Annotated in this window: 27 protein-coding genes and 1 tRNA gene; 21 read left to right on the top strand and 7 right to left on the bottom strand. The window is 69.8% G+C overall.

The annotated features are described in order from the left end of the window. The first annotated feature begins 12 nt into the window (after nucleotides 1–12). From folE to EY822_RS07405, 12 genes are all read left to right on the top strand, one after another. A complete protein-coding gene (folE, locus tag EY822_RS07355; protein WP_150307678.1) occupies nucleotides 13–699 on the top strand; it encodes a GTP cyclohydrolase I in 687 nt (228 codons plus the stop codon). Beyond that, the gene (gene folP / locus EY822_RS07360) at nucleotides 696–1,499 is read left to right on the top strand and encodes a dihydropteroate synthase (protein ID WP_150307679.1); all 804 of its coding nucleotides are present in this window, start codon (nucleotides 696–698) and stop codon (nucleotides 1,497–1,499) included. The genes folE and folP overlap by 4 nt, the downstream gene beginning before the upstream one ends. After that, nucleotides 1,492–2,466, top strand: coding sequence for a 2-amino-4-hydroxy-6-hydroxymethyldihydropteridine diphosphokinase (gene folK / locus EY822_RS07365; RefSeq protein WP_227497109.1), 975 nt, complete (start codon nucleotides 1,492–1,494; stop codon nucleotides 2,464–2,466). Before folP ends, folK begins: the two co-directional genes overlap by 8 nt. Nucleotides 2,467–2,477: 11 nt before the next feature. Then, on the top strand, nucleotides 2,478–2,963 hold the full coding sequence (locus tag EY822_RS07370) for a DUF3180 domain-containing protein (RefSeq protein ID WP_227497110.1): 486 nt from the start codon (nucleotides 2,478–2,480) through the stop codon (nucleotides 2,961–2,963). Between the two features lie 51 nt (nucleotides 2,964–3,014). Continuing rightward, complete coding sequence (locus EY822_RS07375; RefSeq protein WP_406610092.1) at nucleotides 3,015–3,497, top strand: PH domain-containing protein; 483 nt, start codon at nucleotides 3,015–3,017, stop codon at nucleotides 3,495–3,497. Continuing rightward, nucleotides 3,494–5,191, top strand: coding sequence for a PH domain-containing protein (locus EY822_RS07380; RefSeq protein WP_150307682.1), 1,698 nt, complete (start codon nucleotides 3,494–3,496; stop codon nucleotides 5,189–5,191). The genes EY822_RS07375 and EY822_RS07380 overlap by 4 nt, the downstream gene beginning before the upstream one ends. Next, nucleotides 5,188–5,928 carry a Rossmann-like and DUF2520 domain-containing protein gene (locus EY822_RS07385; protein ID WP_150307683.1) on the top strand — a complete coding sequence of 247 codons (741 nt, stop codon included), beginning with the start codon at nucleotides 5,188–5,190 and terminating at the stop codon, nucleotides 5,926–5,928. The genes EY822_RS07380 and EY822_RS07385 overlap by 4 nt, the downstream gene beginning before the upstream one ends. Further along, the gene (gene panC, locus EY822_RS07390) at nucleotides 5,925–6,851 is read left to right on the top strand and encodes a pantoate--beta-alanine ligase (protein ID WP_227497111.1); all 927 of its coding nucleotides are present in this window, start codon (nucleotides 5,925–5,927) and stop codon (nucleotides 6,849–6,851) included. Before EY822_RS07385 ends, panC begins: the two co-directional genes overlap by 4 nt. Next, entirely contained in the window at nucleotides 6,848–8,395 is a 1,548-nt protein-coding gene (gene lysS, locus EY822_RS07395) for a lysine--tRNA ligase (RefSeq protein ID WP_150307684.1), read from the top strand. Before panC ends, lysS begins: the two co-directional genes overlap by 4 nt. 8 nt (nucleotides 8,396–8,403) lie before the next feature. Next, nucleotides 8,404–8,556, top strand: a complete 153-nt coding sequence (locus EY822_RS15385) for a hypothetical protein (RefSeq protein ID WP_227497112.1) — start codon at nucleotides 8,404–8,406, stop codon at nucleotides 8,554–8,556. A 99-nt stretch (nucleotides 8,557–8,655) separates the two neighbouring features. Next, on the top strand, nucleotides 8,656–8,841 hold the full coding sequence (locus EY822_RS07400) for a hypothetical protein (RefSeq protein ID WP_150307685.1): 186 nt from the start codon (nucleotides 8,656–8,658) through the stop codon (nucleotides 8,839–8,841). A 34-nt stretch (nucleotides 8,842–8,875) separates the two neighbouring features. Beyond that, complete coding sequence (locus EY822_RS07405) at nucleotides 8,876–9,919, top strand: DUF4037 domain-containing protein (RefSeq protein ID WP_150308817.1); 1,044 nt, start codon at nucleotides 8,876–8,878, stop codon at nucleotides 9,917–9,919. A 162-nt stretch (nucleotides 9,920–10,081) separates the two neighbouring features. On the opposite strand, the gene EY822_RS07410 is transcribed toward EY822_RS07405, so the two are convergent. Beyond that, nucleotides 10,082–10,354, bottom strand: a complete 273-nt coding sequence (locus EY822_RS07410) for a helix-turn-helix domain-containing protein (RefSeq protein WP_150307686.1) — start codon at nucleotides 10,352–10,354, stop codon at nucleotides 10,082–10,084. Continuing rightward, complete coding sequence (locus tag EY822_RS07415) at nucleotides 10,354–11,019, bottom strand: hypothetical protein (protein WP_150307687.1); 666 nt, start codon at nucleotides 11,017–11,019, stop codon at nucleotides 10,354–10,356. Before EY822_RS07415 ends, EY822_RS07410 begins: the two co-directional genes overlap by 1 nt. Before the next feature lie 181 nt (nucleotides 11,020–11,200). Between EY822_RS07415 and EY822_RS07420 the strand changes: the two genes are divergently transcribed. The 3 genes from EY822_RS07420 to EY822_RS07430 all read left to right on the top strand — a co-directional run bounded on the left by EY822_RS07420 (nucleotide 11,201) and on the right by EY822_RS07430 (nucleotide 15,200). Then, entirely contained in the window at nucleotides 11,201–13,726 is a 2,526-nt protein-coding gene (locus tag EY822_RS07420; RefSeq protein WP_150307688.1) for an ATP-dependent Clp protease ATP-binding subunit, read from the top strand. A gap of 154 nt (nucleotides 13,727–13,880) precedes the next feature. Continuing rightward, entirely contained in the window at nucleotides 13,881–14,393 is a 513-nt protein-coding gene (locus tag EY822_RS07425; RefSeq protein ID WP_150307689.1) for an amino-acid N-acetyltransferase, read from the top strand. A gap of 147 nt (nucleotides 14,394–14,540) precedes the next feature. Further along, nucleotides 14,541–15,200: a hypothetical protein gene (locus EY822_RS07430; protein ID WP_150307690.1), complete on the top strand. Its 660-nt coding sequence runs from the start codon at nucleotides 14,541–14,543 to the stop codon at nucleotides 15,198–15,200. A gap of 55 nt (nucleotides 15,201–15,255) precedes the next feature. On the opposite strand, the gene radA is transcribed toward EY822_RS07430, so the two are convergent. Both radA and EY822_RS07440 read right to left on the bottom strand, forming a co-directional pair. After that, nucleotides 15,256–16,617, bottom strand: coding sequence for a DNA repair protein RadA (gene radA / locus EY822_RS07435; protein WP_150307691.1), 1,362 nt, complete (start codon nucleotides 16,615–16,617; stop codon nucleotides 15,256–15,258). Nucleotides 16,618–16,671: 54 nt separating this feature from the next. After that, nucleotides 16,672–17,421, bottom strand: coding sequence for an SGNH/GDSL hydrolase family protein (locus EY822_RS07440; RefSeq protein ID WP_227497113.1), 750 nt, complete (start codon nucleotides 17,419–17,421; stop codon nucleotides 16,672–16,674). Nucleotides 17,422–17,528: 107 nt separating this feature from the next. Here EY822_RS07440 and EY822_RS07445 point away from each other — a divergent pair. Next, nucleotides 17,529–17,618, top strand: a tRNA-Ser gene (locus EY822_RS07445). Nucleotides 17,619–17,784: 166 nt separating this feature from the next. On the opposite strand, the gene EY822_RS07450 is transcribed toward EY822_RS07445, so the two are convergent. After that, nucleotides 17,785–20,412, bottom strand: coding sequence for an ExeM/NucH family extracellular endonuclease (locus tag EY822_RS07450; RefSeq protein ID WP_319803463.1), 2,628 nt, complete (start codon nucleotides 20,410–20,412; stop codon nucleotides 17,785–17,787). 250 nt (nucleotides 20,413–20,662) lie between these two features. Here EY822_RS07450 and EY822_RS07455 point away from each other — a divergent pair, with 250 nt between their 5' ends. Together EY822_RS07455 and EY822_RS07460 are read left to right on the top strand one after the other, a co-directional pair. Continuing rightward, nucleotides 20,663–20,890: a hypothetical protein gene (locus EY822_RS07455; protein ID WP_150307692.1), complete on the top strand. Its 228-nt coding sequence runs from the start codon at nucleotides 20,663–20,665 to the stop codon at nucleotides 20,888–20,890. 159 nt (nucleotides 20,891–21,049) lie between these two features. Continuing rightward, nucleotides 21,050–21,640, top strand: coding sequence for a CPBP family intramembrane glutamic endopeptidase (locus EY822_RS07460; RefSeq protein WP_150307693.1), 591 nt, complete (start codon nucleotides 21,050–21,052; stop codon nucleotides 21,638–21,640). Nucleotides 21,641–21,866: 226 nt separating this feature from the next. On the opposite strand, the gene EY822_RS07465 is transcribed toward EY822_RS07460, so the two are convergent. Continuing rightward, entirely contained in the window at nucleotides 21,867–23,087 is a 1,221-nt protein-coding gene (locus tag EY822_RS07465; RefSeq protein ID WP_150307694.1) for a glycoside hydrolase family 26 protein, read from the bottom strand. Nucleotides 23,088–23,157: 70 nt separating this feature from the next. Between EY822_RS07465 and EY822_RS07470 the strand changes: the two genes are divergently transcribed. After that, entirely contained in the window at nucleotides 23,158–23,658 is a 501-nt protein-coding gene (locus EY822_RS07470; RefSeq protein WP_150307695.1) for a DinB family protein, read from the top strand. A 25-nt stretch (nucleotides 23,659–23,683) separates the two neighbouring features. On the opposite strand, the gene EY822_RS07475 is transcribed toward EY822_RS07470, so the two are convergent. Beyond that, nucleotides 23,684–24,184 carry a VOC family protein gene (locus tag EY822_RS07475; protein ID WP_319803464.1) on the bottom strand — a complete coding sequence of 167 codons (501 nt, stop codon included), beginning with the start codon at nucleotides 24,182–24,184 and terminating at the stop codon, nucleotides 23,684–23,686. Nucleotides 24,185–24,215: 31 nt separating this feature from the next. Here EY822_RS07475 and EY822_RS07480 point away from each other — a divergent pair, with 31 nt between their 5' ends. Next, entirely contained in the window at nucleotides 24,216–25,175 is a 960-nt protein-coding gene (locus tag EY822_RS07480) for a helix-turn-helix transcriptional regulator (protein ID WP_150307696.1), read from the top strand. Nucleotides 25,176–25,306: 131 nt separating this feature from the next. Next, nucleotides 25,307–25,642 (top strand): hypothetical protein, encoded by a 336-nt coding sequence (locus tag EY822_RS07485; RefSeq protein WP_150307697.1) that lies wholly within the window; start codon nucleotides 25,307–25,309, stop codon nucleotides 25,640–25,642. The last annotated feature ends 25 nt before the right edge of the window (nucleotides 25,643–25,667 follow it).

Below are 25,667 nucleotides of genomic sequence, written 5' to 3' on the forward strand. Positions count from 1 at the left end.
CGGGGGAGGCTCATGTCGGCTGTGGACAGCGCGCGCATCGAGGCAGCCGTGGCCGAGCTGATCCTCGCGATCGGTGAGGATCCCGGGCGGCCAGGACTGGAGAACACACCTCAGCGCGTGGCGGAGGCGTACGCCGAGTTCTTCGCCGGAGTCGGAGAGGATGCCGCGCAGCACCTCGGTGACACCTTCCCGGTGACCGACGCCGAGGGCTCCGACATCGTGCAGCCGGTGCTCCTCCGCGGCATCGCCTTCCGCTCGGTCTGCGAGCACCACCTGCTGCCCTTCCTCGGCACGGCTTCCGTGGCCTACGTTCCGGGCGACCGGGTGGTCGGGCTCGGCAAGATCCCCCGCGTGATCGACACGCTCGCCGCCCGGCCGCAGGTGCAGGAGCGACTGGCGGAGCAGATCGCCGACACCCTCGATGCGGGGCTCGCGCCGCGCGGCGTGCTCGTAGTGCTGGAGGCGGCCCACTCCTGCGTGACCGCGCGCGGCGTGCGCCAGGCCGCCAGCACGACCGTCACCGTCGCCAGCCGCGGCGTGCTCGCCGAACGCGCCGCCCGCGCCGAGCTGATGGCGCTGATCGCCTCGCCGTCGACGCCCGCGCCGCCGTCTGCGCCGCCGAGCGGACCCGCGACCGCGGCGTCGCCTGCGACCGCGCCGACTGCCGCGCCGGACTTCCCTGCGGCGCCTCCGGCATGAGCACCAGAATCCTGGGCATCCTCAACGTGACTCCCGACTCGTTCAGCGACGGCGGGGAGCTCGACGGCGCCGACGCCGCCATCGCCCGCGGCGTGCGGATGACCGCGGAGGGCGCCGATCTCGTCGACGTGGGTGGCGAGTCGACGCGCCCCGGCGCGGGTCGCGTGTCCCCCGCCGAGGAGCAGCGCCGGGTGCTGCCCGTGATCGCCGCACTCGCGGCGGAGGGCGTGACGGTGAGCGTGGACACCCTCAACGCCGACACCGCCTCCCGGGCCGTTGCCGCGGGGGCCGCCCTGATCAACGACGTGTCCGGGGGACTCGCCGACCCCGACATGGCGCGGGTGGTCGCCGAAGCCGGAGTGCCCTTCGTGGTCATGCACTGGCGCGGGCACAGTGCCGACATGAACTCCCGGGCGCAGTACGACGATGTGGTCGCCGAGGTGCGGACGGAGCTCCTCGCCCGGGTGGACGAGGTGGTGCGCCAGGGCGTGGACCCCGACAACGTCATCCTCGACCCCGGTCTCGGATTCGCCAAGAACGCCGAGCACAACTGGGCGCTGCTCGGCGCGCTGGAGGATTTCGTCGACCTGGGACACCGTGTGCTGGTGGGCGCATCCCGCAAGCGGTTCCTGGCCGACGTGCTCCCGCCCGACGCCGGGATGGCGGACCGGGATCCGGCGACCGCGGTGGTCAGCGCACTCGCGGCGGAAGCCGGAGCCTGGGCGGTGCGGGTGCACGACGTGCCCGCCACGCGCACCGCGCTCGCCGTGCAGCGGGAATGGCGGCGACACCGTGGCTGAGCATCACCGACCGGGCACGCTCGACCCGCACCGTGAGCTGGACTCCATCACCCTCACGGGCATCCGAGCGCGCGGATTCCACGGGGTCTACGACTCCGAGCGCGCCGAGGGGCAGGACTTCGTGGTGGATGCCACGGTCTGGTTGGACTTCGCCTCCGCCGCGGCGTCCGACTCCGTGGAGAACACGGTGCACTACGGGGTGCTCGCGGAGGAGATCGCCGCGGCCATCGCGGGCGACCCGGTGGACCTGATCGAGACCCTCGCCGAGCGCATCGCCGCCGTCGCACTGGCCCACGCCGCGGTGCACCGCGTGCGGATCACCGTCCACAAGCCGAGCGCTCCCATCACCGTGCCCTTCGACGACGTGTCCGTCACGATCACCCGGGACAGACCGGCCCATACCGCCGTGCTCGCCCTCGGGAGCAACCTCGGCGATCGGGAGTCGAGCATCCGAGGGGCGGTCCGCGACCTGTCGGCCACACCCGGCATCCGTGTTCGGCGGGTGTCCGACCTGCTCGAGACCCCCGCGCTGACGCTGACGGGAGTGGACGAATCGGCACCCGCCTATCTGAACGCGGTCGCGATCATCGACACCACGCTCGACCCGCTCGCATTGCTCGACGCGCTGCACGGAATAGAGCACGGCCGGGGGCGCGTGCGAACCACCCGATGGGCGAACCGCACCCTCGACATCGACATCGTGACCTACGACGCGGTCGCGCGATCGGACGAACGACTCACGCTGCCCCATCCGCGCGCGGCGGAGCGGGACTTCGTGCTGGCCCCGTGGCTGCAGGTCGACCCCCACGCCGAGCTGCCCGGGCACGGCCCCGTCGCCGACCTGCTCGCGGCTCTCGACCGGGCGGCGCCAACCGGGAACCCCGGCGACGCATCCCGGCCCGGTGACGCAACCGACGCCGACGCGTCCGCCGCAGATCCCATTCCCGGAGAGCAGGACCATCCGTGACCCGTACCCGCATGTCCACGATCGTCCTGTTCATCGTCATCGGCGGAGGCCTCGGGTGGCTCGTCGAAATGATGCTCGTGCTCACCGGCCGGCCCGCGCTCGTGCCTCCCGTGACACTGCCGATCACTCTCGGAGTGCTCGCCGCGGTCGTGCTGCTGCTGGCATGGCCCGTGCGCCAGTCGGTGCGGAAGGAGGACGCGCGCCGCGTCGATCCGTTCCGCGCCACCCGCGTGGTGCTGCTCGCCAAGGCATCCGCCCTGTCGGGAGCGCTGCTCGCAGGAGTGGCGTTCGGCATCCTCGCCTTCCTCGCCACCCGGCCGGTCATCGCCGACGGCACGTCGCTCTGGTTGAGCGGTGCCGCCCTGCTCGGTGGAGTGCTGCTCCTGATCGGAGGGCTGATCGCCGAGAGCTGGTGCACCATACCGCCCGACGACCGATCCGACGGGTCGAGCACGGCCCGCCTCGACGACCCCGGTCAGGCGGCATCGCTGCCCTGAAGGTCCGTCTTCCAGGGTCCGGGCTAGAGTGTTCAGCGAATGAGGAGGATCGTGTCGCGTAGCACCGAACTGCCCGCCATCGAGTGGCGCAGGGTCTCGCCGAAACTGGTCGGGGTCGAGCTCGTCGGAACCCTCATCTCGGCCCTTCTCTTCGCTGCGGTCGGCGGCTTCCTGATCTACCTCGACGTGTGGTTCGGCTGGCTGATCCTCGTGGCCGCCGTCGTCCTCCATGCGGTCATGGCGGTTCTGACGCCGCGCCGGGTGCGCTCCATCGGGTATCAGCTCCGCGAGGACGACCTGGTGTTCCGCCGCGGCATCATGTGGCAGCGCTTCGTGGCCGTGCCGTACGGACGGATGCAGCTCGTCGACATCACCAGGGGTCCGCTGGCCCGCTCGCTCGGCCTCGCCGACCTCAAGCTGGTCACCGCGGCCGCCGTGACCAACGTGTCCATCCCCGGGCTCGCCATGAGCGACGCGGACGACCTGCGCGACCGGCTCGTGGAGCTCGCCGAAACGCGACGGGCGGGCCTGTGACCTCAGCCGTTCGTGCGGCCGAACAGCTCACCGATGGCGACTGGCATCGGCTGCACCCTGCCACGCCGCTGCTGAAGGGCGGTATCGCGCTCCTCGCCATCGCCGGTGTGCTCATCGCGAACCTGCGCGAGCGGATCATCGAGGGCTTTTTCGGCGGCGGACCGAGCGACGACGATCCGATCAGCCTGCTCTACGACAACGGACTCCTGGGGTGGGCGTTGCTCATCCTGCTCGGCGGGGTGCTGCTCACCATGGTCGGCTTCTACGTGTCCTGGCGCATGCACGAGTTCCGGGTAACCGACGAGGTGGTCGAGGTGCGGAGCGGCATCCTCTTCCGCACGAATCGCAAAGGCCGGCTCGACCGCATCCAGGGCATCAACATCATGCGGCCCTTCGTCGCCCGGCTGTTCGGTGCGGCGAAGCTCGAGGTGAATGTGGCGGGGCAGAATGCCAACGTGCAGCTGTCGTACCTGCGCTCGAAGGATGCGGACACCCTTCGCCGGGAGATCCTGCTGCTCGCGTCGGGCAAGCGCGCCGAACGCGCCGGGGTGTCGGCCGGCGTTCCGGCAACCGACGCGACCCTCCACGGCACACGGGGAGTGTCCGCTCCCGACGGCACGGGACAACCCGCGGACGGGCACCCGGCGGAGGGCCATCGCACCGCATTCCTCGAGGAGCGCGCTCGCGAGTTCCTCTCACCCGAGCTCGACCCGGATGCGGCGCCGCCCGAATCGGTGGTGACCATCCCGGTGGGCCGCCTCATCGGCTCCATCCTGCTCAGCGGTTTCACCATCGCCATCCTGCTCGTCATCCTCGTCGGCATTCCGATCGTGGTGGCGACCGGCTCCTACTGGCTGCTCCTCCCGGTGCTGCCCGGCCTCATCGGCTCGATCGGGTTCTACGTGAGCCGCGTGATGCGGTCGCTGCGCTACAGCATCGCCGGTACGCCCGACGGCATCCGGGTGGGCTACGGACTGCTGTCGACGAGCAATGACACCCTCCCCCCGGGCCGCATCCACGCGGTCGAGGTGCATCAGCCGCTGCTCTGGCGCATCCCGGGCTGGTGGAGCATCCGGATCACGAAGGCCAGCAGCTCGGTGGGGCAGAGCGCCGCCGCGCAGGCGAGCAGCGAGTTGCTCCCCGTCGGCACACTCGGCGACGTGGCCCGCGTGCTCGGGCTCATCCTTCCCGAGTTCGTCGGCGAGACCTCCACCTCGCTCATCCGCACCGGCATGCTCGGGCGCGGCGCGCCCGATGACGGCTTCGTGAACGCCCCGCGCCGCGGTCGCATCCTCCGCCCGCTCTCCTGGCGGCGCACGGGCTTCGCCATCGACCCCACCGCCCTGCTGCTGCGCACGGGTGCCGTCTGGCGGCATCTCGTGATCGTGCCGCACGCGCGCCTGCAGAGCATCGCCCTGAAGCAGGGCCCGCTCGAGCGTGCGCTGCGCATCGCGCGCGTGCACGCGCACACGGTGGCGGGCCCCGTGAACAGCGAGCTGCCGGGCGTGGACCGCGAGGTCGCCGTGCAGCTCTACCTCGACCTGGCAGCGTCGGCGGCGCAGTCCGACCGCACGGATCGCACGCACCGCTGGAACGCCGGTGCCGCCGAGCTGATCGCCGAGTTCGAGGGCTCCGCCGGCGCAGACGGCGAGGTCGTCACCGACGGCGCGCCGAGTCGTGAGGAGCCGAGGTGATCGCGCCCTCGCGTCGTTCGGCGCGCCTCGGCATCGGCATCCTGGGTGCCGGTCACGTCGGCCCGGTGCTCGGCGCAGCCCTCGCCGGCGCGGGTCACGCGCTCACCGGCATCGCCGCCATTTCCGAGCGCAGCAGGGAGCGCGCGGCTGCCATGCTGCCCGGTGTGCCCGTGCTCACGTCGCTGCAGGTGGTCGAGCGCAGCGAACTGGTTCTGCTGGCCGTCCCCGAGGACGAACTGGCGTCCATCGTGTCCGGCCTCGCCGCCGCGGGGGCGTGGTTGCCCGGCCAGCTCGTCGTGCACACGTCCGCCCGGTTCGGGGTGGATGTGCTGGCGCCGGCGACCGCGGCGGGGTGCATCCCGCTCGCCATCCATCCGGCCATGTCGTTCACCGGCACCAGCCTCGACCTCAAGCGCCTCAGCGAGAGCTACTTCGCCGTCACGGCACCGGGCCCCGTGCAGCCCATCGGTCAGGCGCTCGTGGTGGAAATGGGCGGCGAGCCGATCGTGATCGCCGAGGCGGATCGCGCCACCTACGCCGAGGCGGTGGCCACGGCGGCCACCTTCTCCTCCGCCATCGTGAACCAGGCCACCGGACTGCTCGCCACCCTCGGCGTCGAGGACCCGGGGTTGGTGCTCGGGCCGCTCTTCCGATCCGCGGTGGACAACGCGCTCACCCGAGCCTCGTCGGGATCGGCGCTGCGCGGCGATGCCTTCGACGATGGACGACCGGATTGACGAGCCGACCCGAGGTGACGAGCCCACCCGAGGTGACGCACCGGCCCGAGGTGGTGCACCGGATCGACGAGGTGCGCGATCGCGTCGCGCGGGCGCGTGCGGCGCGCGCCGCGGACCCGGCGGGGGCCATCGTGCTCGTGCCCACCATGGGTGCCCTGCACGCCGGCCACCTCGCGCACGTCGAGCGGGCACGGCAATCGGCCGCCCTCGTGGTCGTCTCGATCTTCGTCAATCCGCTGCAGTTCGGCGCGAACGAAGACCTCGACCGGTACCCGCGCACGCTCGACGCCGATCTAGCCGCGCTCGCCGGGGTGGGAGCCGACCTCGTGTTCGCCCCGTCCGTGGAGGAGATGTACCCCGACGGTCCGAGTTCGACCCGGGTGACCGGAGGACCGGTCGCCGGCACGTTTGAGGGCGCATCGCGGCCCGGTCACTTCGACGGGATGCTCACCGTGGTCGCCAAGCTCCTGGCCATCGTCGCCCCCGATGTCGTGAGCTTCGGCCAGAAGGACGCCCAGCAGGTGTTCCTCGTGCGCCGGATGGTGCGCGACCTCGACATCCCGGTGCGCGTGCAGGTGGTGGACACGGTGCGGGAACCCGACGGCCTCGCCCTCTCCAGCCGCAACCGGTACCTGGGCGAACCGGAACGGAGGGCGGCGGTCGCGCTCTCCGCCGCACTCGCCGCCGCGGGCCGGGCGGCGACCGCCGGAGTGCAGGCGGCCATCGCGGCGGCGCACGCCGTGCTCGACGCCGAGCGTCTGGTTGAATTGGACTACTTCGCCGTCGTCGACCCGGGCACGTTCCTGCCGGTGACCGACGACCATCGCGGGGCGGCGCAGGCGCTGATCGCCGCCCGACTCGGCACGACCCGACTCATCGACAACGCGACCATCCAGGTCGCCCCTGGAGACACCCGCTCATGACACGCAACACCCCCGCGACCACAGCGCCGACCGCGCCGCAGACCGGTGAGGTTCCCGACAGTGCGCCCGACGCCACGGCCGAGGACATCGCCGAGCAGAAGGCCGTGCGGCTCGCCAAGCGCGAGCGGCTGAACGCGTCGGGCGCAGAGGCGTACCCGGTATCGGTGCCCGTGACCGCGACCATCGCCGCCGTGCGGGCCCGGTTCGGCGACCTCGAGCCCGACACCGCCACGGGGGAGACCGTCGGCCTCGCCGGTCGAGTGGTGCACCTCCGCAACACCGGAAAGCTGTGCTTCGCGTCCCTCCAGGCCGGCGACGGATCGCGCATCCAGGCGATGGTGTCGCTCGCCGAGGTCGGTGCCGAGTCCCTCGCGGACTGGAAGGACCTCGTCGACCTGGGCGACCACCTCTTCGTCGCGGGCGAGGTGATCTCCTCCCGCCGGGGCGAGCTCTCCATCATGGCGACGGAGTGGAAGATCGCCGCCAAGGCGCTCCTCCCGCTGCCCAACCTGCACACCGAGCTGAGTGACGAGACCCGCGTGCGGAGCCGCTACCTCGACCTGATCGTGCGCGAGCAGGCGCGCACCAACGTGCTCAACCGCGCCAAGACGGTCGCCTCGTTGCGCCGGTCGTTCGCCGATGCGGACTTCGTGGAGGTCGAGACGCCCATGCTGCAGGTCATGCACGGCGGCGCATCCGCCCGGCCCTTCGTCACCCACTCGAACGCGTTCGACACCGACCTCTACCTGCGCATCGCCCCGGAGCTCTACCTCAAGCGCGCGGTGGTCGGCGGCATCGACCGGGTGTTCGAGATCAACCGCAACTTCCGCAACGAGGGCGCCGATTCCACGCACAGCCCCGAGTTCGCCATGCTCGAGGCGTACGAGGCCTACGGCGACTACCTCTCCATCGCCGACCTCACCCAGAGTCTCATCCAGGATGCGGCGCTCGCCGTGGCGGGAAGCCACACGGTCACCTGGGCCGACGGCGAGGAGTACGACCTCGGCGGCGCCTGGGACCGCATCTCGATGTACGAGTCGCTGAGCGCCGCCGCCGGTGAGGAGATCACGCCGGCGACGTCGGTCGAGCGGCTCCAGGCCCTCGCCGATCGCGAGGGCGTCGACGTGCACCTGGCCAACCACGGAAAGCTCGTGGAGGAGCTGTGGGAGCACTTCGTGAAGGGCGGGCTGGAACGCCCGACCTTCGTGCTCGACTTCCCGATCGAGACGTCTCCGCTCGTGCGCGCGCACCGCAGCATCGACGGTGTGGTGGAGAAGTGGGACCTCTACATGCGCGGCTTCGAGCTCGCCACGGGGTACTCCGAGCTCGTCGACCCGGTGGTGCAGCGCGAGCGGTTCGTGCAGCAGGCTCGAATGGGTGCCCGCGGTGACATGGACGCCATGCCGCTCGACGAGGACTTCCTTCGGGCGCTCGAGCACGGCATGCCGCCCTGCGGTGGAATGGGCATGGGCATCGATCGTCTGCTCATGGCGCTCTCCGGCCTCGGCATCCGCGAAACGATCCTCTTCCCCCTGGTCAAGTAGGGAGCGCGATGTTCAACTCCAACGGCACCAACGGCGCGGGCGGCGACCCGGGCAGGGATCCGCACAAGCCCACCATGGCCCGCTACGCCCTATGGCTCATCGTCGGCGGTCTCGGTCTCGTCTTCCTCGTGCAGGGCCTCATCGGAATCCTCACGCCCTGACGGGTCGACGTCCGGCGGCTCGAGCGTGCGATCACCCGCTCGAGCACAGAGCCGCCACGCGGCAAGCGTGCAGGCGGCGGGGCGTATCCTTGTCCCACGATGGATGACTTCTGGGGCAACGCGATCTGGTCGATAACGCCGACCCTGCTGGTGGGCCTCGTGTTCTGGTTCATCATGCGCGCCGTGATCCACGCCGACCGCAACGAGCGCAAGGCGTACGCCGACATCGAGTCGGCCGAACGAGCCCGCATGGGGCTTCCCCCCGAGAAGAAGCCGGGCGCCTGAGCGCGAACCGACCTGCGATAGTGGGGCGGTGCCGATGTTCGAGCCCGCCCAGTCGCTGTGTCGGCGGTTCCATCACGAGGCGCTGAAGCCGGTGATCGGTGTTCCGCACTCGGCCGGTCTCCTCGGCCCCGGATCGGATGTGCTGGGCTACGACACCGAGCGCTCCACCGACCATGATTGGGGCCCGCGGGCGGTCGTGTTCGTCGCCGAGGAGCACGTCGACGCAACGGCTCTGCGCATCGCCGCCGCGCTACCCGATTCGTTCGCCGGATGGCCGGTGCGCATGGGCCGCGACGACATGCCGCTCGAGCCGCACGTGGAGGTGACGACCCTGCCCGAGTGGCTGCGGGCGCAGTTCGGTCGGGAAGTCGAAAGCCCGCCGTCCACGCTCGACTGGCTCACCATGCCGCAGCAGCGCCTGCTCGGCGTGACCGCGGGCGCCGTGTTCGCCGATGACACCGGTGAACTCGGGCGCGTCCGGGCTTCGCTCGCGTGGTATCCCGACCACGTGTGGTGGTGGCTCGTCGCGTGCGCCTGGCGTCGGCTCGATCAGGAGCAACCGTTCGTCTCGCGCACCGCCGAGGTGGGAGACGATCTCGGGTCGGCGGTGGTCGCATCCCGGCAGGTGCGCGACTGCATGCGACTCTCCCTGCTCCTAGCGCGGCGTTACGCGCCCTACTCCAAGTGGGTGGGCACCGCCTTCGCCCGCGTGCACGACCCGGAGGGGCTCGGCACGCGTCTTCGGGCGGTTCCCGGTGCGGCGGGTGCCGAGCGCGAGCGGCTGCTCGGCGAGGCCTACCGGATCCTGGCTCGACGCTTTAATGCGCTCTTCCCCGGTGACCCGGTGGACGACGGTCTCCGGCCGTTCCACGATCGCCCTGCGCTCGTGCTCGCGGCCGAGCGCTTCGCCGAGGCCGCCGTCTCCGAGATTCGAGGGAGCGCGCTGCGCGCCATGCCGCTGGTCGGCGCCATCGACCAACTGGTCGACAGCACCGACGTCCTCGCCTTCCCCGAGCGGGCGGCGGCCTTCCGCCCGTTCTACGCGGGGCTGCTCGGTCGTCCGTCGGCGTCGGGATAGCGCGCGGGGTGCTCGGTGCGTGACGCTGGCCCCGCCCCGCTTTCGGTCAATCGCCCGCGAATCATCGAGAGCGATTGAGCACAACCGCGGCGTCGCCGATCGCAACGGGGGCGCAGGAGCGGAACCGCCGCCCCTTCGACGGGCTCAGGGACCGGAATGGGCTCAGGGACCGTGGGGGGCCGTCGCGGGGGAGCGCACCAGCAGGTCGCCCACCTCGCAGTCGAGCGCGTCGCAGATCGCGCGGAGCGTGGAGTACCGGATCGCCCGGGCGCGGTCGTTCTTGAGCACCGAGAGATTGACGATGCTCACCCCGACCAGTTCGCTGAGCCGGGTCAACGTCATGCCGCGCTCCTCGAGCAGCTCATCGAGCCGGCAGTGGATGCCCGTGGCTCCGTCGCTGTCGTCCGGCGCGAGATCGACGGCACGCGCGTTCATCAGACGAGTCCTTCGGTGTCGCGCTGCAACCGAGAATTGTCGTGCTGCAGCTTCTCACCGGCCTCGAAGGCCAGGCCGACCAGGAGCAGCATGAGGCCGAGTCCGAGCGGCGAGAGGTCGATCGACGCCATCACGGGCCAGAACCCGTCGAGGCCGGCATCGGGCGCGTTGAGTTCGGCCGCGGCCATCCACGACGCGATCGCGCCGAGACCGACGGCCACGATCCCCCCGATCAGCAGCACGGCACCGGCCGCCGCGACGCCGAGACTGAGGCTGCGACTGAACGTGCCTGGGCGCACCAGCCGCCAGGCGAGCAACGCGACCACCCCGGCCGCCGCGGCCTGCGTCAGCAATCCGATCACGGCAGCGATCGTGGCGACGGCGATCGTGCCTCCCGACAGGTTCTCGAGCAGGACGGCGGCGCTCTCGTACCCGCCCTCCACGATGCGCGCGGATCCCGCATCCGCCTCATTGGGCAGCGGCCCGTCCACCGAGAGCGTGAGCGGAATGCGCCCTCGCACCGCGCCGTCGACGATCGACACGATGCCGAGGACGAGGAGCGTGACTGCCAACAGCGCGGCTCCTCCGAACACCGTCCAGACGATTCCGCGCGCGGTTCGCGCGCTCCAGCCGAGCCCGGTCAACTGGTCCGTGCGCTCCACCATGGTTCCTCCGAACGACTATCGATAATAACGAATGTCGTTAACATAGCGATTGTCGATAAGCACGTCAACCAATCCGGGTATCGCCTCACGCCCACGGCGAACAGGGGCATGGAACCCGGGGTCGGCTCGTTAGCATCTTTGTATCGAGGCCGAACCCCTGCCCGGCCTCTAGGGAGATCACATGTTTGAGAGATTCACCGACCGCGCTCGTCGCGTCGTCGTCCTGGCCCAGGAAGAGGCCAAGATGCTCAATCACAACTACATCGGAACCGAACACATCCTGCTCGGTCTCATCCACGAGGGTGAGGGTGTCGCCGCGAAGGCGCTCGAGTCGCTCGGCATCTCGCTCGACGCCGTGCGCGAGCAGGTCCAGGACATCATCGGTCAGGGGCAGCAGCAGCCCACCGGCCACATCCCCTTCACGCCCCGCGCGAAGAAGGTGCTCGAGCTCTCGCTCCGCGAAGCGCTCCAGCTCGGCCACAACTACATCGGCACCGAGCACATCCTGCTCGGCCTCATCCGCGAGGGCGAGGGTGTGGCGGCGCAGGTGCTCGTCAAGCTGGGCGCCGACCTCAACCGCGTGCGCCAGCAGGTCATCCAGCTGCTCTCGGGCTACCAGGGCAAGGAGGCCATCGCCGTCGGCGGTGACCAGCAGCAGGGCGAGAAGGCGGGATCCCAGATCCTCGACCAGTTCGGACGCAACCTCACGCAGGCCGCGCGCGACAACAAGCTCGACCCCGTGATCGGTCGCGACAAGGAGATGGAGCGGGTCATGCAGATCCTCTCCCGCCGGTCGAAGAACAATCCCGTGCTGATCGGTGAGCCCGGTGTCGGCAAGACCGCCGTCGTCGAGGGCCTCGCCCAGGCGATCGTGCGCGGCGACGTGCCCGAGACGCTGAAGGACAAGCAGCTCTACACCCTCGACCTCGGTTCGCTCATCGCCGGCAGCCGCTACCGCGGTGACTTCGAGGAGCGCCTCAAGAAGGTGACCAAGGAGATCCGCACCCGCGGTGACATCATCACCTTCATCGACGAGATCCACACCCTGGTGGGTGCGGGTGCCGCCGAGGGTGCGATCGACGCCGCGAGCATCCTCAAGCCGCTGCTCGCGCGGGGTGAGCTCCAGACCATCGGAGCGACCACCCTCGACGAGTACCGCAAGCACTTCGAGAAGGATGCCGCCCTCGAGCGCCGCTTCCAGCCCATCCAGGTGAACGAGCCGTCGCTGCCGCACACGATCAACATCCTCAAGGGGCTGCGGGACCGGTACGAGGCGCACCACAAGGTGTCCATCACCGATGGCGCCCTCGTCGCGGCCGCGAACCTCGCCGACCGCTACGTGTCCGACCGGTTCCTGCCCGACAAGGCCATCGACCTGATCGACGAGGCCGGCGCCCGGCTGCGCCTGTCGATCCTGTCGTCGCCGCCCGAGTTGCGCGAGTTCGATGAGAAGATCTCGGTCGTGCGCGCCGCGAAGGAAGCCGCGATCGAGGATCAGGACTTCGAGAAGGCCGCGTCGTTGCGCGACGAGGAGAAGAACCTCCTCGGCGAGCGCCTGCGCCTCGAGAAGCAGTGGAAGAGCGGAAACGTGAAGACCACGGCCGAGGTGGATGAGGGACTCATCGCCGAGGTTCTGGCCCAGGCGACCGGCATCCCCGTCTTCAAGCTCACCGAGGAGGAGTCGAGCCGGCTCATCTTCATGGAGAAGGCCCTGCACCAGCGCGTCATCGGTCAGGAAGAGGCCATCTCGGTGCTCGCCAAGACCATCCGTCGCACCCGCGCCGGACTCAAGGACCCGAAGCGCCCCAGCGGGTCGTTCATCTTCGCCGGTCCGACCGGTGTCGGCAAGACGGAGCTCGCCAAGGCTCTCGCGGAGTTCCTGTTCGACGACGAGGACGCCCTCATCTCCCTCGACATGAGCGAGTACGGCGAGAAGCACACGGTCTCGCGACTGTTCGGTGCCCCTCCCGGATTCGTCGGCTTCGAGGAGGGCGGCCAGCTCACCGAGAAGGTGCGCCGCAAGCCGTTCTCCGTGGTGCTGTTCGACGAGATCGAGAAGGCTCACCCGGACATCTTCAACTCGCTCCTCCAGATCCTGGAAGAGGGACGCCTGACGGATGGCCAGGGTCGCGTGATCGACTTCAAGAACACCGTCATCATCATGACCACCAACCTCGGAACCCGTGACATCACCGCGGGCCCGGTCGGTTTCCAGATCGAGGGCGACACCGCGACCGGCTACGACCGGATGCGCGGCAAGGTGGTCGAGGAGCTGAAGAAGCACTTCAAGCCGGAGTTCCTGAACCGTGTCGACGAGACGATCGTCTTCCCGCAGCTCAACCCCGACGAGCTGCTTCAGATCGTCGACCTGTTCGTGAAGCGACTGAGCGAGCGTCTGCTCGACCGCGACATGACCATCGAGCTGACCAAGCCCGCCAAGGAGCGCCTGATCGAGATCGGGTTCGACCCCGCTCTCGGTGCCCGGCCCCTGCGTCGCGCGGTGCAGCACGAGATCGAGGACCGGCTATCGGAGCGCATCCTGCACGGCGAGCTCAGCGCCGGCGATCACGTGCACGCCGACTTCGTGGCGGGGGAGTTCGTGTTCACCACGACGAACCGCGGCGAGACGGTGGGTGTGGGCGTCAACGCCACCGCAGCCGTGGGAGCGGGGCCCGGCACGCCCGACCTCGCGATCACCAGCGAATAGCGGCATCCGAAGGGCCCGGCGAGTTCCTCGCCGGGCCCTTCGGCGTTCCCGGACGACCCGCGTCCGGTTCACCGCGAGGGAGGCGCTCCACGGCGGTCCCCTCTCGCCCATAGGCTGAACGAGCAAGCCGTCCATCCGAAGGAGCCGATTCCCCGTGCCTACCCGCAGCGACATCCGAGTGCGTCGAGCGCGAACCAGCGACGTGCCCGCCATCCAGGTGCTCGTGGAATCGCTCGTGCAGAGCCGCGTGCTGCTCGGCAAGGACCTGGTCGTGCTCTACGAGTCCGTGCAGGAGTTCCGCATGGCGGAGACGCCCGACGGCGAGGTCGTGGGGTGCGGAGCATTGCACGTGATGTGGGACGACCTCGGCGAGGTGCGCACCCTCGCGACGTCCCCGGATCATCGCGGCAAGGGTGTGGGGCACGCCATCCTCCAGCGGCTCGAGGACGACGCGCGCGAGCTCGGCCTCAGCCGCCTGTTCTGCCTCACCTTCGAGGTGGATTTCTTCTCCCGGCACGGTTTCGAGCCGGTGGGGGAGTCGGTGATCGATCGGGAGATCTACTACGAGATGCTCCGGTCGCCCGACGAGGGGATCGCCGAGTTCCTCGACCTGTCGAGAGTGAAGCCGAACACGCTCGGCAACACGCGGATGCTCAAGCAGCTCTAGTCCGTCTGGTCGGCTCGGCCGACTCCGGGTCGGTTCAGGTCGGCCTCGGTCGGCTCAGATCCCGGATCGGGCCTCGCGTCGGCCCGATCGCGCCGACGCTCCGCGTCAATCCCGGGGGGCAGGGGAACCCGAAGTTACCCTTGGGGCATGTCGACGTTTCGTAATCCGGTCGGCCCTCAGCCCAGCAAGGTGTACTGGCGTCGCCGCATCCTGGTCGCTCTCGGGCTGCTCGCTGTCATCCTGATCATCTCCCTCATCGTCGGGCGCCCCGGTGCCGGTGACGACAGTGCCACGTCGACCGATTCTTCGGGATCGACGGCGACCGCGAGCGACGAGAGCGCCGCCTCGGACGCCGACGCGACCGAGGAGGAGGCCGCCGACAGCGACGCCGACGGTGCCGTAGAGGCCTGCACCGCAGCGAACGTCGAGGTGGTGCCGGTCACCGACTCCGTCGAGTACATCGGATCGACCAAGCCCGAGTTCTCCTTCACCATCGCGAACGTGGGCACCGTTCCGTGCACCGTGAACGCGGGCACCTCCACCCAGGTCTTCACGGTGACGAGCGGGAACGACACCGTCTGGGTCTCGACCGACTGCCAGACCGACCCGCTCGATGGGCTGGTCACCCTGCGACCGGACGAGCCGGTGTCCTCCGCGTCCTTCACCTGGGACCGCGTGTGGTCGGACTCCTCGACCTGCGACGACGCCGACCGCCAGGAGGTCGTGGCCGACGGCGCGACCTACAACCTCTCGGTCGAGGTCGACGGCATCCGCTCGAAGGACGCCAAGTCCTTCCTGCTCTTCTAGCCCGCTTCTCGACCGGCGGCGGACGCGTGCGCCCGGCGGCCGCCCGGCGCGTCCGCTAGAAGGCGGCGTCGAGCTCCCGCTCCCGATCGTTGCGCGCCGCGGCGAACTCCACGGTGACGATCGCATGCAGGGAGCCCGCGTCCGAGTCGACGGTGCGCGTGAAGCCGAGCCGTCGTGCCTCGGCGGAGCGCTGTCGCGCAGCGGACACCGCACGAATCTCGCCGGCGAGGCTGATCTCGCCGAAGGCGGCCAGCGTGTGCGGAAGTGCGGTCTCCCGCACGGCCGACACCAACGCGAGGGCGATGGCCAGGTCGGCGGCAGGCTCGGTGAGCTTCACGCCGCCGACCGTGGACACGTACACGTCCCGCTCCCCGAACTTCACGCCCGCCCGGCGCTCCAGCACCGCGAGCAGCATGGCCACCCGAGACGCATCCACCCCGTTCGTCACCCGTCGCGGTTGCGGCGCCTTCGTGTCGACCACGAGTGCCTGCACCTCGACGGGGAGGGCGCGTCTGCCCTCCATGGCCACCGTCACGCAGGTGCCGCTGACCTGCTGGGTGCCCCGACTGAGGAAGAGCCCGCTGGGGTCGGCGACCTCGGCGATGCCGTCGCCGGTCATCTCGAAGCAGCCGACCTCGTCGGTGGGGCCGAAGCGGTTCTTGAGCGCCCGCACGAAACGCAGGGCGGTGTGCCGGTCGCCTTCGAACTGGCACACGACGTCCACGAGGTGCTCGAGCAGGCGGGGTCCGGCGATGGAGCCGTCCTTCGTCACGTGGCCGACCAGCAGCACCGGCAGATTGCGGTCCTTCGCCACCCGGATGAGCGTGGCCGCCACCTCGCGCACCTGGCTGGGCTGACCGGCGAGACCGTCGGAGAGGGAACTGCTCACGGTCTGCACGGAGTCGACGATGACGAGCGACGGCTGCACCGAATCGATCTGGCCGAGAATGGTGGCGAGGTCGGTCTCTGCGGCGAGGAAGAGCGCCGGATGCATGGCTCCGGTGCGCTGGGCGCGCAGACGCACCTGAGCAACGGACTCCTCGGCACTCACGTAGAGCACGCGGGCACCCGCCCCGGCGGCGCGAGAGGCGACTTCGAGCAGCAGGGTGGACTTTCCCACACCCGGCTCACCGCTCAGCAGGATGGCCGCGCCGGGCACGATTCCGCCACCGAGCACCCGGTCGAACTCGGCGATGCCGCTCGGCCAGTGCGACACCGTGTCGACGGCGACATCCATGATGGACTGGGCGGCCCGCGCATCCGGAATCGAGACGGGGCGGAGGGCTCGGCTCGGTCCGGCCTGATCGGCCGCGTCGAGCACGGTTCCCCACCGTTGGCACTCGCCGCAGCGACCCACCCACTTGATGCTGGTCCAGCCGCACTCGGTGCACCGGAAGTTCGACTGGGTTTTTGCCACGCGCCGAGCCTAACCGGGGCCACCGTCATCGCCGGGAGGCCCCGGCGATCCGTGCTAATCGAGCTTCGCGATCGCGTGGTTGAGGGCGGGAAGGAAGGCCGACGCCCACACACGGTAGCCGCGATCGTTCGGGTGGAAGAAGTCGCCGGCCACCTGCGTGAGCGCGAGCGCTATCGTCTGTCGGCGCGTGGTCTTGTACAGCGGCACGTGGGTGAGGCCGTTCGCCGCGATCGCCCGGTGCACGATGCGGTTCGCCACGGTCACCTTCCGCTCGCCGTCGGCGAGGTGGAAGCTCGGCAGGTCCGCCACGAGCGACGAGGCGGGGAGCGCGGAGAAGAGCCGGCGCACGCTGCGACCGAAGCGCTCGGGCTCGAAGTCGGCCATGTCGTTCGCGCCGATCGACACGGTGACGATGTCCGGGGTGAGGTCCAGCAGGCGCGGCAGCTGGCGCTCGATGGCATCCTCCACCCGTGCGCCGGAGATGCTGAGGTTCACCACGTGCACCGAGCTGCCGGTGCGCTGCCGGATGTGCTCGGCGAGGATCCCGACGTAGCTGTTCTCGGGCTTCGTGGCGCCGATGCCCTGGGCGGCGGAGTCGCCGAGGGCGACGTAGAGGATGTCGCCCTTCACCTTCACCTGGTCCCGCCACCACTTCGAGTGCACGGGCAGGGTCTCGTTGAGGATCAGTGCGCTGGCCTCGCGGCGGCTGCGGAAGACGCGTCGACCGATGGTGGTTCCCGCGACGAGGCCGCCGAAGAGGAGTGCGGTGGCGAAGGGATGACTGGTGCTCTTGCGGCTGCTCACGCGCAGAACTGTACTCGCGCTGGCCGACATCGTGCGGCATACCGGCCGGGTGGGGAAGCGCATCCTCGATTCCGGGTCGGCGGGAAGTCTGTACTACACTCGACCCCGGTGGCGTGTCCGAGCGGCCTAAGGAGCACGCCTCGAAAGCGTGTGTGGGGGAGACTCCACCGTGGGTTCAAATCCCACCGCCACCGCCAATGGACCGGAACGGGATCGCGTCAGGTGCGCGACGCTCGACGGGTCCACAACGACGAAGCCCCTGCACCGCAGGGGCTTCGTCGTTTCTGCCGCCAGCAGTGCGGGCGGGAGACGCAGAGCGGGCGGGCGCCCCGAGGAACGCCCGCCCGCACCGGTGTCAGTCGATCAGGATTCCGCGCCCTCCTGCTGCTCGGATCCCGCACCCTTGCCCTGCACGAGACGATCCTCGCCCGGGCCGCCGATCAGGGTGTCGTCGCCGTTGCCGCCGTCGAGGATGTCGTTGCCGAAGCCGCCGAGCAGGACATCCGCACCATTCGATCCGGTGAGACGGTCGTCGCCCGCGCCGCCGCAGATCACGTCATCGCCGGTGCCGCCGACGATCGTGTCGTTGCCGCCGAGGCCCATGATCACGTCGCGGCCGTTCGTGCCGGTGAGCACGTCGTCGCCGTTCGTGCCGACGATGGTGGGCACCAGACCGAAGCAGCGCTCATCGAGGTCCACACCGAAGACGAGCGGATCGTGATCGCTCGACCGGTACGGGTCCGCGGCGTACAGTGCGGGGTCGCCCGTGTACTGGTAGGCGAACGACTCCACCGCGTTGATGTTCCAGTGCGTGAGGTCGGTCACCTTCGCCGTCAGCTCCGGGGTCGCGAGCGCGTGGTCGAGCGAGCCCGACATATCGTCGTAGACGTAGCTGTAGCCGCCCTCGTCGAAGACGGCGCCGAGGTCGATGAGCCCTTCGCTGCGGAGCTCTTCGATCGGATCCTCGCGGGTGTAGGCGTTGAAGTCGCCGAGTGCGACGACGTCGGGGTCACCGGTGGACGCACGCAGGGCATCGATGAAGCCCGCGAGGGACGCGGCCTGGCGCACGCGATCACCGTTCCAGGCGCCTTGGCCGTCACCGGAGTCCACGTTGTCGCCGGTGGGCAACCCCGGGCTCTTCGACTTGAAGTGGTTCGCCACGACGGTGATCAGGTCGCCATCCTTGACGAAGCTCTGCGCAAGGGGCTCGCGGGCGTTGTACCAGACGCTCTCGTCGACCAGCGCGACGGAGTCGCCGACCGCTTGCACGACGTCGTTCTGATAGATGATCGCGTTGCGGATGACGTCGCGGTCGACGCTGTACAGCTCGTCCGGCAGCGGCACGAAGCTCCACTTGTCGTAACCTGCGGCCGTGTTGAGCCGGCGCACGAGATCGGCGAGCGCCTGGTCGGCGTCGCCCGGCGTGTATCCGGTGGAGTCGGTGTCCTCGATCTCCATCAGCGTGACGATGTCGGCGTCGAGCGCCTCGATCGCCGGCACGATCTTCGCGGCCTGCTTCTCGAACGCGGCAGGGGTCCTGGCGCCGCGGGCATCCGACCCCGTCAGCGTGACGAAGTAGTTCAGCACGTTGAACGCACCGATCGTGAGGTCACCACCGACATCGGCGGGGCTGGCGGATCGGGTGTTCTGCGGCGCGAAGACGCCGTCGGCCGTGCCGTCGGCGGGCTGGAGCCGCCACTGGCTGAAGCCGTAGCCCAGAACGGTCGGCTCCGTGAACTCGAGAACGTCGCCGACGCGCACCGGGGTCGTCGGTGAGAGGTACGGGCGGGTCGTCGTGGTCACGCGGCTGCTGAGTGCGTCGTCGAGCACGATGCGTCGGAGCGCGTTGGACGCGGCAATGGCCTCCGCCTCCGCACCCGGACGGGCCAGTTCGGTCGGCTGCACGAGCACTCCCCCCTCGGAGAGCGTCAGCTCGCCGAAGCTGGTGAGGTCGAACACCTCGCTGACGGTCAGGTCGTCGACCGGGCTCACGAGCATGCCCTCGAGCACCTCGCGCGCCGCGTCATCGGCCGGGAGGTCGAGCGGTGCCGGTGCGGGGAGATCCCCGGCGTCGCCGTCGATGCAGATCTCGGCGGTGGTGCGGGAGCTGATCTGAGTCTGATCGAAGTACTCCTGGGCTTCGCCGGTGACGGCGACGGTGTCGCCGAGGTCGACGGCGACCTCGCTGAAGACGAAGATGCCGTCGGACGTCGCGGCCGAGCCGTCACCATCCGGGTCCTGCAGGTAGAAGCCCGCGAGTCCCGGGGTGTCGCCGACCACGATGCCGCGCACGGTGACCTGCTGTCCGGCGAGCGGAGTCGCCGCCCCGGTGCCCTGCACATCGCCGATCTCGTGAGTGACCGGCACGTCGCAGACCGCGACCGGGTCGGGATCGGGGGTGACGACCGCGCCCGCATTCACCGCGCCGCGGGTGGCGACGGCGGGGCCGCTCCAGACGAGGGCATCCGCGGCGGCACTGTAACTGCGCGAGAGGGACTGGCCCACCGCCTCCGTTCCTGTCTCGGACACGCCGATGTCGGTGCTGGTCTGGCCGGATGCGGTGCCGGAGGTGGCCGTCATCGCGCCCTCGTAGGAGAGGAACTCGAGCACCACGCTCTCGTTCCGAACGAGCGCCATTCCGTCGGGGGAGCCGTTCTGCAGTCCGGGATAGTCGACGACGGCGACCGTGGGCGCGTCGGCGGGAGCCGTGACGACAGGGAGCGCGACCGTGCCATACGGTGCCCTGGTGCTGCCGTTGTACAGCTCCAGCGACAGCCCGACCGACGTGCTGCCCGCGGGAATCTGCACCTCGATGAACTCACCGACGTCGGCGCCCGCATTGTCGTAGTGAAACTCGGAGATGAACGGGCCGGCCGGCGGCGCGGCGGCCGCCATGGAGGCGGGGATCGCGGCCAACGCCAGCGATGCGACGGCGACGCAGGCGACGATGCCGCGCCGTCGCCCGGTGGGCGGGAGGGCAGAAACCAACACGGAAACTCCTTCATGTGGGGGGGTCGGTGCGGTCACCCTAGATGCCCCCGATTAACGTCGCGTTTCTTAACGTCGCCTTCGTCTCGGGGGATCGATCCGCCCGGATCGATCCGCCGAGATGACGGTCCCTGCGGCGCGCACCGCCGTGGTGACAGCCCATGCCCTTTCCGAGCCGCCCACTGTTTCGACCGCGTTCACCTTCGCTCATTAGCGTCATCGCCGCAGGGCACAGGCCGACAAGGAGATCACGGTGACCATTCGAGAAGCGTTCGACCTGATCGAGGCGGGTCAGGGACGGTGGGATGTGCAACTCCAGGGCACGCTCACCGTCGCGGGGCACATCTGGCGGACTACGGACGGCTTCACCCTCTTCGATTGGCTCGATCGATCCATCGGCGTGTTCCCGAGCACCGACGACGCGTTGCGGTTCCTGCTGCGCACCGGCACGGGCTCCGCGCGGCGGTTGAGTGCCGCCTGACATGGGGGACCGATCCTCCCGAACGGGCCCCGCTCGCCGGCACGCGTCGACGCCGTACCCGTCGACCAATGCGAAGGCGCGGCACCCGTCGACGGACGTGGCGGTGCGGCCCGAACCGAGTCCGGAGCGTGCAGCACTCGTGTTCTCCGTCGCCGCCACTTGGCGTCCCCGCTGCCCTGGTCGGACCTCGCCCCGATCCTCGTGCTCATCGTGCTCATCGTGCCGATGGTCGTGCTGTACTCCATCAGCACCTTCGGGGAGGAGGCGGCGTGGCGGGGTTACCTGCAGAACCTGCTCGCCGGCCGCGGCTTCTGGGCGGCCTCAGCGATCGTGTCGACCGTATGGGTGCTCTTCCACCTCCCTCTTCACGGCACTCTCGCTCTCCAGGGCACCCTTCCCGTCGACGTGCTCGCCGCGAGCACCCTGCTGCTCTTTCCGACCGGTCTGTTCCTCAGTGCGGCGGTGCGTCGGTTCGGCAGCGTATGGCCGGCGGTGTTCGCGCATGCGCTTCCGATGTCGGCATTGAACCTCCTCCAGCATCCGGGCGACCTCGCTTCGGGGACGCTGCGGATCATCACCGCGCTGATTGCCATCGTCCTGACGGCCGCGGCGGTGCTGCTCGGGCGGGGAGCGGGCGTCGGTCACGGGATCGGTTCGCGGGCGGGGAGTCCCTTCGCGCAGCGGAAGGTCAATGCCGGAACCGACGCAACGCCGAGACGACAGCGTTTCGTTCGGCTCCGCACGTCCTGATCGGATGCGGAAAACCGGCCTAGCGATCGGGCGTCGGATGAGGCTACGCTGTCGTGGATGCCACCCTGGACCTCGGTGGCTGGAGAAGGTGGGGACACCCCCGGTCGCTCGCCTTCTCAGTGCGGGAGCGCATTCCGCCGTTCGGTGGTCCGTCCCGCGGGGGCCGGTGCCGCCCCTCCGTCGCGTGCCGGCCCCCCACCCGGCCCCGCCCGCACGATGCGGGAACTCACTCCTCCGCTGCGCATGCCTCCGGCTCGATCGCGAAGCGCGCCCAGGAGGGCAGGTCCTCGACGAATGCGTCCCTCGTCGCCTCGTCGGAGGTGATCGTCCAATCCACCTCGTCGCCCACCTCGGGCTCGAACTTGCTCCACTCGAACCAGTTGACCATCCGTAACGCGGGGAACGCGGTCGCGGTCTCCGTCGAGAAGATCTGACGCCACCACGCCCGCTTGATGGCGCGCTCACCGGCCGGATCGCCGCGGGGAACGACGAGAGCGGCGGTTTCGGGTACCGCCACCGGCTTGTTCCGGTCGGCCCCGTAGAGAGTGTAGAAGTCGGGCACGACCGTATCGTCACCCCCTGATCCGTTGTATCGACCGGTGAGCTGCTGCACGAACTTGCCGTCCTCGGGGAGCTCGTTCTCCCCCCAGGGGTGCGCGGCGCCCCAGTGGTACAGGGACATCCCCACCCAGTCCACGACATCGTCGCCGGGGTAGTAGGCCGCATACGGGTCGTCTGCAGCGGTGAGGACGCCGTCCTGGTCCGTGTCGAGCACGGCGAACTCCGGCGACCCCGGTCGTGCTTCGAACGCGCCGCCGGTGAAGGGGTAACCGCCACCGTAGTTGGGCGCCCACATCATCGCCGTCGCCTGCGTCCCCTCGCGCACGGCCTCGCTCATCGTGCGGAAGGCGGCGATGTACTCGGTGGGCTGCTGCCCCCACGGGTACCACGACCCGTTCATCTCGTGCGCGAACCGCACGATGACCGGGGTACCGGTGTCCTCGATGGACGCGGCGACCTCGGCGACGTCCGCAGCGACCGCCGGCGTCACCGCGGCCAGCCCCATCTTGGGTTCCAGGGTGAGGAGGAGAACGCCGCCGTTGCGGGTCACCTGCTCGCCCGCCGCGACGACGTTCGTCCTGTCGGTGTCGCTCATCGGCACGTCGGCGAACGACACTGCCACTGCCGGGCGGTGGCCGATCGCCGCCGCGTACTGTTCGAGCGTCTGATCGGCCCAGTCGGGATTGACTCCGACCAACGCCCCGTCGCGGGGGATCACGTCGACGATCGGCGCAACCGTGCAGGCGGTGGGAGGCACGGGTGCGGCGGGAGTCGTCGGTGCGGCTGAGGGTGCGGTTGCAGCGCAGGCACCGAGCGACGCCACGGCCGCGCAGGCGAGCCCGAGACCCAGCACCCGACGCGTGACCGATCGGTAATTCTTATGCATCGTAAATTACGTTACACGGCCCGGACGCCGGGGCAGGAATGAGGACGCCGCTACTCGTTATGTTGAAGGCATGGACGTCGACACCCGCCCGGAGCCGCCGAACTCGGGTGACGAGCGGGCCATCCTCGTCGGTTTCCTGGAGTTCCTCCGGGCGACGGTCGTGGTCAAGGCGTCCGGCCTCAGCGACGATGACGCGCGGCGACGCCTCCTGCCCTCGCTGACCACCGTCGCCGGTCTCATCCGGCATCTGGCGGACGTCGAACGCACCTGGTTCCGCGAGGTCGTCGACGGGCAGACCACCGTCGTCACCCGCTGGTCGGCGGAAGACCCGGATGGCGAGTTCCGGGTCGGCCCGGACGACACGCTCGCCGGGGTACTCGCCGACTACGAGTCGGCCTGCGCGGAGTCCCGCGAGGTGATCGCCAGGTATCGGCCCGACGACGCCTGCACCGGCGGCTCCGGCTCGCACGACGTCCGCTGGGTGCTCGTCCACATGATCGAGGAGACGGGACGCCACTGCGGACACCTCGACATCCTGCGGGAGATGCTGGATGGCCGAACGGGCGAGTGAGCCGGAGCCGACCCGGTGCCGCCGCTCAGTTCTCGGCGCTGGTGCGGCTGGCGACGTCGACCACCCAGGTTACGCCGAACCGATCGGTGAGCATTCCGTACAGCGGCGACCAACTCGTCGGCGCGAGGTCCTGGCGCACTTCGGCCCCGGCCGACAGTCCCTCCCAGACAGGAGCGACATCCGCCGCGTCGCCGCCACGTACCGAAACGTAGAACGGGTTCTGCCCGCGGTCGTACGGCTGACCCGGGTAGACGTCGAACGCCATGATGCGGAATCCGTTCCGCGCCTCGACCTGACCCCAGACGAGTCGCTCCGCCTGCTCCGGTTCATGCGGTACGCCCATGGTCGCGTAGGTCAGCACGGTGATCTCACCGCCGAAAACCGCCTGGTAGAAGTCGAGTGCCTCGCGCGCTGCGCCGTCGAAGTTGAGGTGAGGGGTGATGGAGAGGGTCATGATGGGCTCCTTGCCGGATCGAATGGCCACGGTGTGCGGCCACTCGACGAGACTCGCAGCGGTAGCGGTCATGTTCTGTCCTCTTCTCGGGGAATACTGAAGCATGGCCAGCCCCTCATCCAGAATGCTGACCCTGCTGTCCCTGTTGCAGGTCAGCCGGAACTGGTCCGGCGTCGAGCTCGCCGATCGCCTCGGCGTGAGTCCCCGAACGGTGCGTCGCGACGTCGACCGTCTGCGCGAACTCGGCTACCGGATCGCGTCCGGGAGAGGACCGGACGGGGGATACCACCTCGCCGCGGGAAGCGAGTTGCCGCCGTTATCGTTCGACGATGACCAGGCGGTCGCCGTCGCGCTCGCCCTGCGGGTCGCGCCCGCGTCCGGTGCGGACATCGCCGAGGCGGCGGCTCGAGCGCTCGCGACCGTGCGCCAGGTACTGCCGTCGCGGCTCCGGCACCGCGTCGATGCCCTCGGCTTCGACGTGCCTCCGGGCTCGGTGCTCGTCGACCCGGATGTGCTCGCGTCCGTCAGTGCGGCGATCACCGCCCGGAGGGTTCTCCGCTTCGAGTACGAGTACGAGTCCGGATCCGGTGACGCGCGCACCCGTCGAGTCGAACCGCAGGGCATCGTCGCTCGGCGCGGGCGCTGGTACCTCGTCGGGTGGGATATCGACGTGGCCGACTGGCGCACGTACCGCATCGACCGGATGCGCCTGCGATCACACACCGGTGCGGCGTTCGTACCGCGGAACCTGCCGGGCGGGGATTCGAGCACGTTCCTCGCCGCTCGATTCAAAGGGTCCGGCGGCGACGACGTCTGGCCGTGCGTCGGCCAGGTGGTGGTGTCCGCGGCCGTCCGCGAGCTCGCTCCGTATCTTCCCGATGACGCCCTCGCGGCCGAGGGCGCCGATGGGCGCACAGTGCTCACCCTCGGTGCGTGGTCCTGGAGCGCGCTGGCCGCCACGATCGCACGCTTCGACGCCGAATTCGACGTCGTTCAACCCGACGAGCTCCGGGAGGCCGCACACCGCCTCGGTCGTCGACTGCGTGCCGTCGGCGGCCCGTGACGGTGCGCGTTCCGGTGTCGGGCGCCGCCGTTCCGGTTCGAGTTCACCGACCAGTTCGTGTTCGCGTAGCTCACTCGGGGCCGCTTGGGAACCCCGGGGCGAGGGGTGGGGTACCCCCGTAGTGTCGGAGCATGAAGCACGTCACCTATGCGGACAAATCGCTTCTCGTCGGGGACGAGGCTGCGAACGTGCTCCTGGCCTACGCCGCCGTGCTCGCTCGCAACAACAACGCGGATACGGTGGACATTCGGGCGATCAGCTCCGAAGGAAACAGCACCACGGCGACGTTCCTTCTCGACGCGGGTGCCCCGCTGATGGCGGAGACCATCAATAGTCCGCTGCCCGAACCGGACAACACGGATGCCGTCGCGTACATGCGGGAGCAGATGACCCGCCTGTCCGAGCGGCCGACCGGGGTTCCGTTCGACGATCGCATGCCGGACCATGACGGGGACTTCCACTTCTGACGACGCGGAACGCGGAACACCACGG

Origin of the sequence: Planctomonas psychrotolerans (assembly GCF_008642235.1) — a bacterium.
GTDB classification, from domain to species: Bacteria; Actinomycetota; Actinomycetes; order Actinomycetales; family Microbacteriaceae; genus Planctomonas; species Planctomonas psychrotolerans.

Bases quoted from the DNA above. Each gene is read 5' to 3' on its own strand.
- folE (WP_150307678.1), top strand. From the start codon at position 13: ATGTCGGCTGTGGACAGCGCGCGCATCGAGGCAGCCGTGGCCGAGCTG.
- folP (WP_150307679.1), top strand. From the start codon at position 696: ATGAGCACCAGAATCCTGGGCATCCTCAACGTGACTCCCGACTCGTTC.
- EY822_RS07370 (WP_227497110.1), top strand. From the start codon at position 2,478: ATGTCCACGATCGTCCTGTTCATCGTCATCGGCGGAGGCCTCGGGTGG.
- lysS (WP_150307684.1), top strand. From the start codon at position 6,848: ATGACACGCAACACCCCCGCGACCACAGCGCCGACCGCGCCGCAGACC.
- EY822_RS15385 (WP_227497112.1), top strand. From the start codon at position 8,404: ATGTTCAACTCCAACGGCACCAACGGCGCGGGCGGCGACCCGGGCAGG.
- EY822_RS07400 (WP_150307685.1), top strand. From the start codon at position 8,656: ATGGATGACTTCTGGGGCAACGCGATCTGGTCGATAACGCCGACCCTG.
- EY822_RS07405 (WP_150308817.1), top strand. From the start codon at position 8,876: ATGTTCGAGCCCGCCCAGTCGCTGTGTCGGCGGTTCCATCACGAGGCG.
- EY822_RS07410 (WP_150307686.1), bottom strand. From the start codon at position 10,354: ATGAACGCGCGTGCCGTCGATCTCGCGCCGGACGACAGCGACGGAGCC.
- EY822_RS07415 (WP_150307687.1), bottom strand. From the start codon at position 11,019: ATGGTGGAGCGCACGGACCAGTTGACCGGGCTCGGCTGGAGCGCGCGA.
- EY822_RS07420 (WP_150307688.1), top strand. From the start codon at position 11,201: ATGTTTGAGAGATTCACCGACCGCGCTCGTCGCGTCGTCGTCCTGGCC.
- EY822_RS07430 (WP_150307690.1), top strand. From the start codon at position 14,541: ATGTCGACGTTTCGTAATCCGGTCGGCCCTCAGCCCAGCAAGGTGTAC.
- EY822_RS07465 (WP_150307694.1), bottom strand. From the start codon at position 23,087: ATGCATAAGAATTACCGATCGGTCACGCGTCGGGTGCTGGGTCTCGGG.
- EY822_RS07470 (WP_150307695.1), top strand. From the start codon at position 23,158: ATGGACGTCGACACCCGCCCGGAGCCGCCGAACTCGGGTGACGAGCGG.
- EY822_RS07475 (WP_319803464.1), bottom strand. From the start codon at position 24,184: ATGACCGCTACCGCTGCGAGTCTCGTCGAGTGGCCGCACACCGTGGCC.
- EY822_RS07480 (WP_150307696.1), top strand. From the start codon at position 24,216: ATGGCCAGCCCCTCATCCAGAATGCTGACCCTGCTGTCCCTGTTGCAG.
- EY822_RS07485 (WP_150307697.1), top strand. From the start codon at position 25,307: ATGAAGCACGTCACCTATGCGGACAAATCGCTTCTCGTCGGGGACGAG.